The following is a 13,250-nucleotide window of genomic DNA, read 5'->3' as shown; positions in this document are numbered from 1 at the left end:
TTGCTGGCATGATCGAGCCGAACGGCCCGTTGCCGCCCGCAGTGTATTGGCGTCGGCGTGTGGTCGCGGTCGGCGGCACGGCGATCGCGTTGGTCCTGATCGTGTTGCTGCTCAGTTGGGGCGCGGACGATTCGGTTACCCCGAGTGCGAACAACAGCGGTAAGGGCGCCGTCGCGGAGAGTTCACCACCGCCAGCCGGGCAACAGCTAGCCAACGCATCCAGTTCGAGCTCCGCTTCCGCGGAGCCCAGCCTGTCAGCCAGCGTCTCGGCAGGCGGCAGTTCGGCCGCGGCGTCCAGTGCTTCCTCGGCGGCTTCCTCGAGCAAGCCGAAACCGAAGCCAAAACCGAAGCCCTGTGCGGAAAGCACGCTCAAACTGCTCGTCCAGTTGGGCAAGCCGGAGTATCGCGTCGGTGAGCGGCCGGAAATGAACATGGTGCTGACCAACGCGGGGCAGGATCCGTGTGTGCAGGACGTCAGCCGCCAGGTGCGAGAACTCGTGGTAACCGCGAAAGACTCCGGCGACCGGCTCTGGTCGAGCCTCGACTGCTATCCACCGAAGACCAACGAGAAGCCGGTGCTGCAGCCTGGCCAGCAGCTCAGCTTCGAACTGTCCTGGGCCGGCCGGACATCCGCGCCGGGTTGCCCGGTGAACCGGGAGACGGTGCCGGCGGGTGAGTACCTGGTCACCGCGAAGATCGGCAAACTAGCGAGCGAACCAGTACCCCTGCGCCTGCGCTAGCTCGCTAGCCTTGAAGCGCGCGAATACGGCGCGTGATGGCAAGATCCCGAAACGCCGTCGCAGGGTGGCTTCCGCGCGGGATCAGGGGCCGAACCAGGGTTGTTCGGCTGTCCTCGGCGGGCCGCTCGTCGCGCCAATCACCAACTCGGTATCCAGTGTGATCAGCTTCGGTCCTGTTCGGTCAGCGGAGCTGAGCAGCAGTTCGGCTGCGGCCCGACCCTTTTCCTTCAACGGCTGCCGGACCGTGGTGAGTTCAACACGGTCCGCGTCGGCGATCCCGTCGAACCCCGTCACGGTCAGGTCGATCGGTACTCGCAGGCCACGCCGCTTTGCTTCCTGTAGCGCGCCAACGGCAAGGATGTCCGAGGTGCAGACCAGCGCGGTCACATCCGGATAGGCGTCCAACAGCTGCGCGGCCGCGCTTTCGCCCTGCGCGCTGCTGTGCTCGAACCGTTCCACCACGGGCACCTTCGACCAGTCCACCCCCGCGGCGGAAAACGCCTTCGCCAGCGCGGTGAGCCGGCGTTGTTGCACGTGATAGTGCGCGGAGTTCTGCCGATCGATCCGCACGAAGCCGTCGTTGCGCTCCCGGCCAAGTCGCATGCACAGCACGCCGATATGCCGATGTCCGAGGCCGAGCACATGTTCGGCGAGCTTGGTCGTGGCAACCTCGTCGTCGATCCCTACCCTGTCCACGTCATCCAGCTTCGGCTGATCGCAGACCACCGCGGGCACCGGTCGGGAAAGCACCGCGGCCAGATGCGGATCGTCGTCCGGCACCGAGTACACGACGAAACCGTCCACCCCAGCGCGATGTACCGCGGCGACGTCCTCGCGCAGCGGACTGGCCGGCACCAGATGCAGGCCCACCCCCGCGTCCTCGCAGCCAAGGGCAAGCCCCTCGAGAAAGTTGACCGCGCCCGGATCGCTGAACGCGTAGGAAAGGTTCTCGGTGAGGAGTAGTCCAGCCGCGCCAGCCTTGCGCGTGCGCAGCGACCGGGCTACCGGGTCCGGGCCCGGATAGCCGAGCCGTTCGGCCGTCTGTAGTACGCGTTCCCGCAGTTCGGGGGAAAGTTGATCAGGCCGATTGTAGGCGTTCGATACCGTTGTGCGCGATACGCCAAGCTCCGCGGCGAGCGATGCGAGCGTCGCCGGCCGCCTTACGTGTATGGACCGCCCCATAGAGGGACCGTAACGGTTCAGTTTGTTTTCCTGAAGTCCCGTCCCCTTACTGTCCCGTTACGCCCGGTTGGCGCACCCTGTCCGGGTTCGGATTCGTGCTGGTGCCGCAGCTGGCCGCGCGACCTTACCGATACGGTGAGGAACCGGAAACTACGGACACGTCTAGGGGTGGACAGCGTTGGACGGACTTTGGGCCCTGCTCCTCGCGGTGCTTGGTCTGCTGGTCATCGCCCTACTGATCGGCTTCGTCATCCTGACGCGTGTCCGTCGCCAGCGCATCGTGGGCGCCGACGCAAGCGGTTCGTTTTCCGGCGAGGACGCGGGTGATCCACGCCGGCTGCGGGCCGGCGATGTGGTGGAGATCCACGGGGTTCCCTATACGGTGCGCGGTTCGGTGCATTGCGCGCAGGGGTGCTGGGCGCGGGCGGAACATCTGTTGGACGACGCGTCCGGAGTGCAGCTGGGGCTTTCGGTCGTTGCCGAGTCGGAGCTCAAGCTGGCCGTCTGGACGCCGCTGCCCGGTGCCGAGCTGGTGCCCGGGCCTGAAACGCTCGACCTGGATGGGCGCTGCTTCAAGCTGAACGAATCTGGCAAGGGAACTTTCCATAGCGAGGCGTTGCCCGATCTGGCCGCGAGCGGCGAGTTTCGCTACTACGACTACCGGTCGAGCTGTGGCGCGCTGCTCTTCTTTGGCTCGTACGACAACGCCGACTGGGCGGTAAGCACCGGTGAGCTGATCAACCAGCAAGCCCTGCGCATCTATCCGGCCGCGCGCGCCGACTGAGGAGCCCTGGCCTGCGCGAATAACGCGGTTAGCCCGCTAAACGCGTCTCGGTGGCGTGCGGGTGTGTCCTGTTGCATCACACGGTCGGGTGGAACGCGCGCCGAACGCGGCGTAAACTGATTTCGACAACGGTTTCCATTACCCATTTCAGTTCCAGCCCTTCAGTAGTAGGTGGAGTACCGCATGACCACTCGCCCGTCTCGTCCGTATCTGCTGGTCGGTACCGGTATCGCCGCCGTCGCGCTGGTTGCCACGGCTTGCGGCGACGCCGACTCATCCGAAGCCGCGAACGGGGACAAGCTCAGCGTGGTCGCGGCCACGAACGTCTGGGGCAGCGTGGCGAGCGCCGTAGGCGGTGAGCAGGTACAGGTGGAATCGCTGATCGCGGATCCCGCCGCGGACCCGCACTCCTATGAGGCCAGTCCCGCGGACACCGCGAAGGTCGCCGAGGCCCAGCTGGTGGTGTACAACGGCGGCGGCTATGACGATTTCGTCGGCAAACTGGCCGACCAGGCGGACAATCCGCCAAGGGTGATTGCCTTCGACCTCTCTGACAAGGCCGAGTCGGGAGCGCACGGCGATGAGCACGAAGGCGATGACCACGGCGGCGGTGATGACCATGCAGGTCACGGCCACGACGAACACGGCCACGACGAACACGGCCACGACGAACACGGGCACGGGGGTCACGACCACGACCATGGTCAGGTGAACGAGCATGTCTGGTACGACCTGCCGACCGTGCAGCGGGTGGCGGACCAGCTGGCCAAGGAGTTCGGTGAGTTGCGGCCCGCGGCGAAAAACGAGTTCACCAGGAACGCCGAGCGGTTCCGTGCCGAGGTGGACGACGTGATCGGGCAGGTGGAGGACATTCGCGCCGCGCGCTCCGGGGCCGAGGTGCTGGCCACCGAGCCGGCCAGCCAGTACCTGATCGAGGCTGCCGGGCTGACCGACGCGACCCCGGACAAGTACGTCGAGGCGATGGAAAACGAAACCGATGTACCGGCCGCTACCGTCGCCGAGGTCAACAAGCTGGTCGAGGACGGCGACCTGGCGGCGGTACTGAACAATACGCAGACCGAAACGCCGGTCACCTCGGACGTGCTGGACAAGGCCGAAGCGGCGAACATTCCGGTGGTGGACGTGACCGAAACGCTGCCGGAAAACGCGGACGGTTACGTTGGGTGGATGAACAAGCAGGTTAGCGCCCTGGCCGGGGCGCTCGACGTCCGATGACGGCGGCGATATCGCTACACGCGGCGCGGCTTGCCTACGGGCAGCGGGTGCTGTGGCAGGACCTCGAGCTGGCCGTCGAGCCGGGCGAGTTCCTTGCCGTGCTCGGGCCGAACGGTTCCGGTAAGACGAGCCTGCTGCGGGTGCTGCTCGGTACCCAGGCGCTGAGCGCGGGAACGGTGCGAGTCGCCGGTTTCGCGGCCGGTCAGGGCAATGATCGGATCGGTTATATCCCGCAGCAGCGCGCCATGGACACCGGGCTGGCGCTGCGCGGCACCGACCTTGTCGCGCTCGGCCTGGACGGGCACCGGTGGGGAATCGGGCTACGCGGGCGAAAGCAGCGCAAACAGCGGGTTGCCGAAGCCGTCGACGCGGTGGGCGCGAGCGCCTATGCCGGCAAGCCGCTCGGTCAGCTTTCCGGTGGGGAGCAGCAGCGACTACGGGTGGCGCAGGCACTGGTCGGCGAACCGGACGTGCTGCTCTGCGACGAGCCCTTGCTTTCGCTGGATCTCGCCCATCAGCGACTGGTCAGCGAGCTGATCGACCGTAGGCGCACCGAAGCGGGTACCGCGGTACTTTTCGTCACCCACGAGATCAACCCGATATTGTCCTATGTGGATCGTCTACTTTATCTAGTTGGTGGACGATTCCGGATCGGCACACCTGACGAAGTGCTTACCTCGGCTACGCTTTCCGAGCTTTACGGGACGCGCGTCGAGGTGATCAGGGTCGCCGACCAGATCCATGTCGCCGGCGCCAGGGTCGCGCTGTGCGAGGACGAACCACATCATCTCGAGCACGCGGCGGGGCACTGAACATGTTCGACTTCGAGTTGACCGCGACGCTGCTCGGCATGTCCTTTGTGCAGGAAGCACTACTCGCGGGGGCGATCGTCGCGTTGATCGCCGGGGTGCTCGGGCCGCTTGTGGTCACCCGCAGGATGTCCTTCGCGGTACACGGCACCAGCGAGCTGGCCTTTACCGGCGGCGCCGCCGCGCTGCTGCTTGGGGTTGGCCTCGGCTATGGGGCGCTGGCCGGCGCGATCGTCGCCGCCCTGCTGCTCGGACTGCTCGGGCAGCGGGAGTCGGACCGGGATTCGGTGATCGGCGCGGTGCTCGCGTTCGGGCTCGGCGTCGGGGTATTCCTGTTGTGGCTCTATCCGGGTAGGGCTTCGAACAAGTTCGGTCTGCTCGTTGGGCAGATCACCGCGGTGGATTCGACGAATCTGATCTTCATGGTTGGCGCGGGCATTCTGGTGCTCGCCGTGCTCGCGGTGATCTACCGGCCGCTGCTGTTCGCCAGCGTGGATCAGGATGTCGCCATCGCGCGCGGGGTGCCGGCCAAAGTGCTCGCGCCGATCTTCGCGGTGCTGATCGGGATCGCTTCGGCGATGGGCGTACTGACCGTGGGCGCCCTGTTGGTGCTGGCGCTGTTGATCACCCCGGCCGCCGCGGCGTGCCGGGTGACCGCGAGCCCGTTGCGCGCGACCCTGCTGGCGGTGCTTTTCGCGGAGACCGCGATGCTCGGTGGCATCGTGCTTTCGCTCGCGCCGGGGGTACCGGTGAGCGCCTTCGTCACCGGTATCTCGTTCGTGATCTACGTGGTCTGCCGGGTCTATGCCTGGTGGCGCGCGCGTACCAGACGGATCAGCGAATCGGCTGAGCCGCAAGCGTTTCCCGTGTCCGGTTGATGAAGCCGTCGTCCAGAATCGGCGCGTTGCCCGCGGCCAGGCTGCGCTCCACGATCTGTACGACGACGACCTCGGACTTCGCGAACTCGTCCACCACACGCCGCGGTTGATCGGTGATCGAGTTGTAGTGCATCAGCGTCAGGTCGGTGAACGCGCCCTGCAGGTAGCGCGAGCTGACCACGGTGAACGAATCGCCGATGATCGAGGTCTGCTTGTCCACGGTGCCGATGCCCGGGGTGGATTTACGGTGCACCGGCTGGCGGAGATCGCCCGCCCCGTTCGTGCTGCGGTCCATCAGCCCTTCGGTGCGCAGCTCATACGTCGCGCCGGTGCGCTCCTCGGGGCGGCCGAGCATCACCGTCAGGTCGGCGGTGGTCGTACGGTAACCGGAGCGTGGTGTACGCCAGGTTTCCGTGCTCTTCGGCTCGATCGTCTCGGCGAGCGTCCTGGTCAGCTGCAGGCTGCCCTCATCGGACCAGTGTGAGTCCTGCTTGAAGTAAACCGGCCGGTTCAGCCGTTCGGCCTCGCGGTTCAACGCGGGCCGTAGGTCGAGCGAGCCGGCTTCGTTCACCGCCGCCGGCCACAGCTCGTGGGTGACCTTCTCCGCGCAGTCCTGGCCGGTGAAACTGTCCGGCAGCTGGTCGGAAACCATGGTGCTCTTGTCCGGGCTTACCGCGAGGACGAACTCGCGGCCGGACTCGGTGACCGCGCCGCGCAACTTGTTCAGCTGCGCGATGGATTCGGCAAGCGGGCGGGCGGGGGAGCATTTGGCTTCGATGTCATTGCCGAAGAACAGCCATTCGTCCTTGCCGACGATCACCCGCTGGTTGCTGGTCAGCGGTGGCTCCGCGTCGCCATCGGTGTCCTGCTGGTCGGGTTGTCCCGCGGTGCCCGGCAGCGGTCCGGTTGGACTGCTGTTCTGGTCCAGCGGTGCGCGCTCGCCGAAGAAGAACTGGGAGATGTCGTCCGCGGCCTGGATCGCCGCGCCGCGAAACACCAGGTGATCGGTTGCCCATGCGGGAAGGTCGGTGAACACGCCCCAGCCGTCCGCGAGGCTGGGGAAGCTGGCCAGTTTGTGGTTCTCGATCTCGCCAGCGCGAACGCCGAAGACCCAGAGGATGGCCGGTGTCGTGAAGAACACCAACGCACAGATCAGCGCGGTGAGTTGGCGACGGCCGTGCCGTGGTCGGTGCAGGGAGTGCTCGCGAGGCAACCACGCCTCGTGCACCGCCGGTAGCTCGCCTGCGGGCGGCGGGGGGTTCGCGGACACCGACCCACCGTAGCCCGTACGAGTGGGCCATTCGCGGCGAACTCGGTAAATCGCCCGGCGCGGCCGTGCCGGCGCCCGCATAATGCCGCGGTGGTGCTCTACGTGTTGTACCTGATCGGCGTGGCCTCCTTCGCGGTCAGCGGGGTGCTTGCCGCGGCAAGGGCACGGATGGACCTGTTCGGCGGCATCGTGCTCGCGTTTATCGCCGCGCTTTCCGGCGGCACCCTGCGGGATCTGCTGCTGGACAGGCGGCCGCTCTACTGGACGCAGGATGAGCTGCTGTTGACGGTGATCCTGGCGGCGGGGGTGGGCACGCTGGTCTATATCCGGTTCTTCCGGCCGCCGGTGCGCGCACTGTACGTAGTCGACGCGCTTGGGCTGGCCGTCGTCACCGTGATTGGCACGCAGGCGGCGCTGGCAGCCGGGATCGCGACGCCCGCCGTGCTGATGATGGGCGTGATCACCGGCGCGACCGGGGAGGTGATCAGGGACATCCTGTGCGATGAGCTACCGCTGCTGCTGCGCGAGGACATCTACGCGATCGCCGCGCTTGCCGGTTCGGTGCTTTACGTCGTACTCGATCAGTTCGGGGCGCCGGCGACGCTGAACGCGGTGCTCGCGATCGTGCTGGTGTTCGGCCTGCGCCTGGTGTCGATGATCTTCAAGCTCCGGATGCCCAGCCTGCCGAGGTTGCGCGGCTAGGCTCGCTAACCTTAAAGAACGCGATCACACCCCGTGACCGCAAGATCCCTAAAGATTGCGATCCCGGGACGCGGTAACGGAGTGTGCTCGCGCCGGCGCTAGTGGAGTAGCAGCAATACCTGGAGCTCGCCGATCGCGAAGCCGATCAGTGCACCCACCGTAATCAGCTTCCACTCGTCCTGCCGGAACGCCGGGCGCAGCAGCCCCTCGTACTCCTCGGGAGTCAGCCGCAGCATGCGCTCGGAGATCATGTGTGCGATATCCATCGCCTCGGTCAGGTAATCCTCCGCATGCCGCACGGTGCTCGGCACCGCATCCAGCGCGCGCACCGTGGCCGAGCGTTTGATCTCCTGAAGTCGCTTACTGCCGAGCGTGACCGCGACAACCGGTTTCGCGAAGGCCAGCTGCCGGTCGATGGACTGCTGCACCAGGTTCTGCACCATGGCCACGACCCGGTCGGAATGCGGGCCGTGCAGGATCGCCTGCACGATATTCGGCACCGTCATCACCTCGCGGGCGATGATCTCGCCGTACTGCCGCGCGACCTGGTGCCTGCGCTGCTGGAACTTGCCAAGCATGGTGAATCGACCGATACGTACCGGCCGGCGCGGCAGGAAGATCAGCTTGATGGCCAGCCAATCGGTGAACAACCCGATCAGCCCGCCGAATATCGGCAACACCCACGGCTCCTTGGTGATGCCCCAGACGACCGCCTGCACGATCCCGAGTACGAAGCCGAAGTAGATCCCGGTACGCGCGATGAACGCCATCTCCGGGCGGGAGACCTCCCGGACCAGGCGTACAAGCAGCTCGCGGTCCCTGGTCAGGGTGTTGACCGCCATATCGCGGACGTCGAGCACCTCGTCGATATCGTCGCGGAGCCGCTTGGACAGCTCGGCGACCAGCTGCGGTGTGCCGGCCTGCACCTGTTTGACGACCATGTCCTGGGCGAGCGTCGGCAGCGCCTCCCACAGCTCGGGGTGGTGGCGTTGCAGTACCTCCCTGGCAATCTCGTCCACCGCGCGTAGCAGCGGCGTCTGCACCTGCCTGGTCAGCTGGTCCGGATCGATCCGCAGGAACACTTCCTTCGGATCGATCAACCGTTTGGTGAGCAGGTCGGTGGCGATCGAGGCCATCCGGGCGCCGTGCCGTGGCACCACGCCCTGCCAACCGAGGAACGGTTTGATACCGCGAAACCGCAACGGGCGAAACATCATCTCTATCGCCGCGAGTTTCGTGACGTACCCGATGACCGCCGCGATAACCGGCATGGCCAGGTAGAGGTACCAGTACTCCGCGAGGTCGGCCGCGATCGCGTCCACCTACCGGTCTCCTCTCCTACCGCGTGCTCACCGACCGGTGATCACGTCAGTGTAGGAGCAGCAATACCTGTAGCTCACCGACCAGTCCACCGAGAACCGCGCCGGCCATGATCAGTTTCCATTCGTCCTGTTTGAACGCGGGGCGTAGCAAGCCCTCGAACTGGATCGGGCTGAGCTGCTGCATCCGGTCCACAATGGTGTTTCGCACGTCCAGCGCGTCGGTAGCGTATTCCTCGACGTAGGCCATGGTGTCCGGCACTTTCTCGATCACCTTCGCCGCGGCTGCGCGCTTCATCTCCTGGAAACGCCTGCTGCCGACGGCGAAAGCGACGAAGGGTTTCGCGATACTGGCCTGCTCGTCCACCGCGCGCTGCACGTGGCGCTGGATAAGGGCGAACAGCTTGTCGGACTTCGGTCCGGTGAGGACGGCTTCGAGCACGTTGCGGATGGTCAGCACTTCCTTGGCGATGAGATCGCCGTAATCCCTTGCCACCTCGCGCCTGCGCTTCTGGAACAGGCCCTGCCAGGTGAACAGGCCAAGGATGCGCTTTGGCTCCCTCGGGTAGAAGATCATTTTGAGCGCCACCCAGTCGGTCAGCCAACCGGTGAGCGCGCCGAAGATGGGCATGACCCAGGGGCTCTTGGTCAGCGCCCAGGCAAAAACCTGCACCACGCCGATAATCAGCCCGAAGTAGATCCCGGAACGCGCGATGAACTTGAACTCGGGAGCGCCAACCTCGCGAAACAGCCGGGCGGTCAACGCCTTGTCGCGCATCAGGTTGGTGACGACCATATCGCGCACGTCCAGGACGTTGTCGATATTGGTGGAGACCTCGTCCATGATCTTGCGGACCATTTTTGGTGCCTCAGCCTGCACCTGGCGGAGCAACATCCGCTGGGCTGCCGCGGGCAGCAGCTCCCAGGTTCGCGGCTGGTATTGCTCCATCACCTCGCGGGTGATGTCCTCGACGACCTCGAGCATCGGGTCGTGTAGTTCCTTGGCCACCCGATCCGGATCGAGCCGGGAGAACAGCTCCTGCGGTTTCACCAGGTTCTGCGTCAGCAGGTCGACGGCAACCGTGGCCATCCGCTCCACATGCCGGGGTACCACGCCCTGCCAGCCGAGGAACGGTTTGATACCGCGAAACTCGGTCGGCCGGAACATCATCTCGATGGCCAGCGTCTTGGTGATATAGCCGATCAGCGCCGCGATGAACGGGATCGACGCGTAGATCTGCCAATGCTCACGCAAATCGGCGAGGATCGCTTCCACTGTCGCACCACCTCCCCGACGCCGCCGCTCGCACGCCCCTGTGCATTGTGCTTCGTGCGGCCTTGATCCGGTACCACCCAGTCACCGGGTGACCGCATGCCGGGAATCTACTCCGGTGGACTAGACCCGCCGTGACCTGGCCGGCTCGGTGCTCGACGGGGACCGTAGCCTGCCGAAATGACCGTATTGCGTTCCATCCTGCTCTTCGGCGTCGCCGCGCTAGCGGAGATCGGCGGAGCCTGGCTGGTCTGGCAGGGCGTTCGGGAGAGTCGCGGCTGGTTGTGGATGCTTGGCGGGGTGCTTGCCCTCGGTGCGTACGGTTTCGTGGCCACCCTGCAACCCGACGCCCATTTCGGCCGCATCCTGGCGGCTTACGGTGGTGTTTTCGTCGCGGGGTCGCTGCTCTGGGGCATGCTGTTCGACGGTTTCCGGCCAGATCGCTACGACATCGCGGGCGCGGTGATCTGCGTGGTGGGTGTCGCGGTGATCATGTACGCCCCGCGTGCCGCCTGACCTCGGTCATCGCCTGACCCGTGTGCCGTCCGGCCGCGGTTGCTGTCCGTACGCTGCCGAGCGGTCAGACCACGGCTTCTTCGGCGTCCGCGTTGGTTTCGTCGCCACGCACCGGCAGGGTGTCGAAGGCCTTCGGCGGCTCCCGCCACGGGTCGGCCAACCGGCCGGCGCGGGCGTCTTCGACGGTCCGCCACACCCGTTGCGGTGTTGCCGGCATATCGATGTGCCGAACACCGAGGTGGCGCAGCGCGTCGACGACCGCGTTCTGCACCGCGGGTGTCGAGCCGACCGTGGCTGACTCGCCGATTCCCTTGGCGCCCAAGGGGTTACCCGGGGCCGGTGTTTCGGTGTTTGAAACCTCCAGGTTGGGCACATCGGCCGCGCTGGGGATGGTGTAGTCCACCAGTGTCCCGGTGACCGGGTTGCCGTCCTCGTCGTAGTTGAAGGACTCCCACAGGGTCTGGGCGATGCCCTGGATGGCGCCGCCGTGCTGCTGGCCGCGCACGATCATCGGATTGAGCACCCGGCCGCAGTCATCCACCGCGATATGCCTGAGCGGGCGGACGAACCCGGTTTCGGTGTCCACTTCGACGACGGACAGGTGCGCGCCGAAGGGGAACGATGCGCCGTCGGGAACGAAATCGGTGTTCGCGGCCAGCGGTTCGCCGCTGTCTTCGGCGAGGTTGGCCAGCTCAGCCCAGCTGATGCTCGCGGTGGGGACGCCGGCTACGCCGATCCGGCCGTCCTCGGTGAGTTCGACATCGGCGACGTCGGCCTCCAGCTGCGCGGCGGCGAGTTCCCTGGCGCGCTGGAGTACCAGTTCGCCCGCTGAGCGGACCGCGCTGCCGCCGAGCTGTAGCGATCGGGAGCCGCCGGTACCGCCACCGCGTGGCACGGTCGCGGTATCGGACTGGACGAACTCGACCGATTCGAGCGGGATACCGAGCTGATCGGCGATGATCATGGCGAACGAGGTGGCGTGGCCCTGGCCGTGCGCGGAGGTTCCGACGCTGATCGTGGCGCCGCCGTCCGGGCGCATCCGTACCGAGGCGTACTCGCCGCTGCCACCGCCGGTGATCTCCACGTAGGTGCTCAGCCCGATGCCGAGGAGCAGATGTTCACCCGCGTCGATCCGGCGCTGCTGTTCTTCGCGCAGCGCGTCGTAGTCACCGACCCGCAGCGCCTCGGTGAGTGGCCGGTCGAAGTCGCCGGAGTCGTAGGTGGCTCCGGTGACCGTGCTGTACGGGAACTGGTCGGGCCGGATGAAGTTGCGTCGCCGCAGCTCAGCCGGGTCGATATCGAGTTCGGCCGCGGCTATGTCGATGATCCGTTCCACCAGTGCCGAGGCTTCTGGCCGACCGGCGCCGCGGAAGGCGCCGACCGGGGTGGTGTTGGTCATCGCCGCAATGCCGGAGTAGTTGATCTTCGGGATCTGGTACACGCCCTGGGACATGGCCATGGTCGAGCTGGTGGCGAGCGCGCCGCCGAAGCCGGCGTAGGCGCCGCAGTCGCCGATTACCCTTGCCCGCATTCCGCTGATCGTGCCGTCGGATTTCAGTCCAAGCTCGACGTACTGGACCTGTGCCCGACCGTGCGGCATGGCCTGTAGGTTCTCCGAGCGGGTCTCGATCCACTTGACTGGCCGCCCGAGCTTGTGTGCGGCGCCGATGACCGTGGCGTGTTCGGCGGTGATGCCGGCCTTACCGCCGAAGCCGCCGCCGACGTGTGGGGCGATCACGCGTACCCGGTTCTTGTCCCAGCCGAACATCTTGGCGGCCGCCGAGCGCAGGCCGTGCGGCATCTGGGTGGACACGTGGATCGTGCTGTCGTAGTCCTGGTCTGGGCCGCCGGGCTGGACGGCGACGGCGTTGCCTTCCATCGGCACCACGGCCAGTCGTTGGTTCTCGATCCGCGCGCGAATCACGATGTCGGCGTCGGCCAGCGCATCGTCGTCGGCAGGTCGGTTGCCGATCGCGATGTTCGAGCCGAAGTCGGGGAACTGGAGTGGGGCGTCCGGGGCGAGCGCGGCTTCCATATCGACGGCCGAGGGGAGCGGGTCGTAGTCGACCTCGATGAGTTCCAGCGCGTCGCTCGCGGCCGCGGCGGTTTCCGCGACGACGACGGCGACCGGGTCGCCGACGAAGCGGACTCGGTCGGTGGCCAGCGGCATTCGCGGGCAATCCGCGTTGACCGGGACGAATGGGATGAGCTGCGGAAGGTCGAGGTCGGCGGCGGTGTAGACGGCGACCACACCGGGTGCCTCGCGGGCTTCGGTGGCGTCGATGCTGGCGATCATGGCGTGCGCCATCGGCGAGCGGACGAAGGCGAGGTGCAGCATTCCCTCGACCTCGAGGTTGCCGACATACGTGGTGCGACCGCGGAGGAGGTCTGGATCCTCGACGCGGCGAACTTCATTTCCCAGCAGCGAACCCGGCATGATCGCGAGCCTATCCGGCCGATCGGTGTAGTGCCATGTCCGAACCGGCGCGAATGGCACGCTGGTCGCAGGGATTTGTGGCTGACCGGGGCGGGCGTACCGCG

The 13,250-nt window shown here is 66.4% G+C and carries 12 protein-coding genes; 7 read left to right on the top strand and 5 right to left on the bottom strand.

Annotated elements, in window-relative coordinates:
- Window positions 1-8: 8 nt before the first annotated feature.
- Window positions 9-740 (top strand): hypothetical protein, encoded by a 732-nt coding sequence (locus EV191_RS03200; protein ID WP_132875267.1) that lies wholly within the window; start codon window positions 9-11, stop codon window positions 738-740.
- 81 nt (window positions 741-821) lie between these two features.
- On the opposite strand, the gene EV191_RS03195 is transcribed toward EV191_RS03200, so the two are convergent.
- A complete protein-coding gene (locus tag EV191_RS03195; RefSeq protein WP_132875266.1) occupies window positions 822-1,922 on the bottom strand; it encodes a LacI family DNA-binding transcriptional regulator in 1,101 nt (366 codons plus the stop codon).
- 178 nt (window positions 1,923-2,100) lie between these two features.
- On the opposite strand from EV191_RS03195, the gene EV191_RS03190 reads away from it, so the two are divergent.
- The 4 genes from EV191_RS03190 to EV191_RS03175 all read left to right on the top strand — a co-directional run bounded on the left by EV191_RS03190 (window position 2,101) and on the right by EV191_RS03175 (window position 5,629).
- Complete coding sequence (locus EV191_RS03190) at window positions 2,101-2,706, top strand: DUF4178 domain-containing protein (RefSeq protein WP_132875265.1); 606 nt, start codon at window positions 2,101-2,103, stop codon at window positions 2,704-2,706.
- Between the two features lie 183 nt (window positions 2,707-2,889).
- The gene (locus tag EV191_RS03185) at window positions 2,890-3,942 is read left to right on the top strand and encodes a metal ABC transporter solute-binding protein, Zn/Mn family (protein WP_132875264.1); all 1,053 of its coding nucleotides are present in this window, start codon (window positions 2,890-2,892) and stop codon (window positions 3,940-3,942) included.
- Window positions 3,939-4,754, top strand: coding sequence for a metal ABC transporter ATP-binding protein (locus tag EV191_RS03180; RefSeq protein WP_132875263.1), 816 nt, complete (start codon window positions 3,939-3,941; stop codon window positions 4,752-4,754). Before EV191_RS03185 ends, EV191_RS03180 begins: the two co-directional genes overlap by 4 nt.
- A 2-nt stretch (window positions 4,755-4,756) precedes the next feature.
- Window positions 4,757-5,629: a metal ABC transporter permease gene (locus EV191_RS03175; RefSeq protein WP_132875262.1), complete on the top strand. Its 873-nt coding sequence runs from the start codon at window positions 4,757-4,759 to the stop codon at window positions 5,627-5,629.
- Here the strand turns inward: EV191_RS03175 and EV191_RS03170 are convergent.
- Window positions 5,586-6,899, bottom strand: a complete 1,314-nt coding sequence (locus EV191_RS03170; protein WP_243658726.1) for an alginate O-acetyltransferase AlgX-related protein — start codon at window positions 6,897-6,899, stop codon at window positions 5,586-5,588. The genes EV191_RS03175 and EV191_RS03170 overlap by 44 nt on opposite strands.
- Window positions 6,900-6,989: 90 nt before the next feature.
- On the opposite strand from EV191_RS03170, the gene EV191_RS03165 reads away from it, so the two are divergent.
- The gene (locus tag EV191_RS03165) at window positions 6,990-7,601 is read left to right on the top strand and encodes a trimeric intracellular cation channel family protein (RefSeq protein WP_207894375.1); all 612 of its coding nucleotides are present in this window, start codon (window positions 6,990-6,992) and stop codon (window positions 7,599-7,601) included.
- Between the two features lie 98 nt (window positions 7,602-7,699).
- On the opposite strand, the gene EV191_RS03160 is transcribed toward EV191_RS03165, so the two are convergent.
- Window positions 7,700-8,923: a DUF445 domain-containing protein gene (locus EV191_RS03160; protein WP_132875260.1), complete on the bottom strand. Its 1,224-nt coding sequence runs from the start codon at window positions 8,921-8,923 to the stop codon at window positions 7,700-7,702.
- A 46-nt stretch (window positions 8,924-8,969) separates the two neighbouring features.
- Window positions 8,970-10,196, bottom strand: a complete 1,227-nt coding sequence (locus EV191_RS03155; protein ID WP_132875259.1) for a DUF445 family protein — start codon at window positions 10,194-10,196, stop codon at window positions 8,970-8,972.
- A 177-nt stretch (window positions 10,197-10,373) separates the two neighbouring features.
- On the opposite strand from EV191_RS03155, the gene EV191_RS03150 reads away from it, so the two are divergent.
- A complete protein-coding gene (locus EV191_RS03150; protein WP_132875258.1) occupies window positions 10,374-10,709 on the top strand; it encodes a YnfA family protein in 336 nt (111 codons plus the stop codon).
- A gap of 64 nt (window positions 10,710-10,773) precedes the next feature.
- Here the strand turns inward: EV191_RS03150 and EV191_RS03145 are convergent, their stop codons facing one another.
- On the bottom strand, window positions 10,774-13,146 hold the full coding sequence (locus EV191_RS03145) for a xanthine dehydrogenase family protein molybdopterin-binding subunit (RefSeq protein WP_132875257.1): 2,373 nt from the start codon (window positions 13,144-13,146) through the stop codon (window positions 10,774-10,776).
- Window positions 13,147-13,250: the final 104 nt, after the last annotated feature.

Origin of the sequence: Tamaricihabitans halophyticus, assembly GCF_004340875.1 — a bacterium.
Lineage (GTDB): Bacteria > Actinomycetota > Actinomycetes > Mycobacteriales > Pseudonocardiaceae > Tamaricihabitans > Tamaricihabitans halophyticus.
Note: the sequence above shows the minus strand (reverse complement) of the source record. Positions and strands in the feature narration are given on the sequence as shown.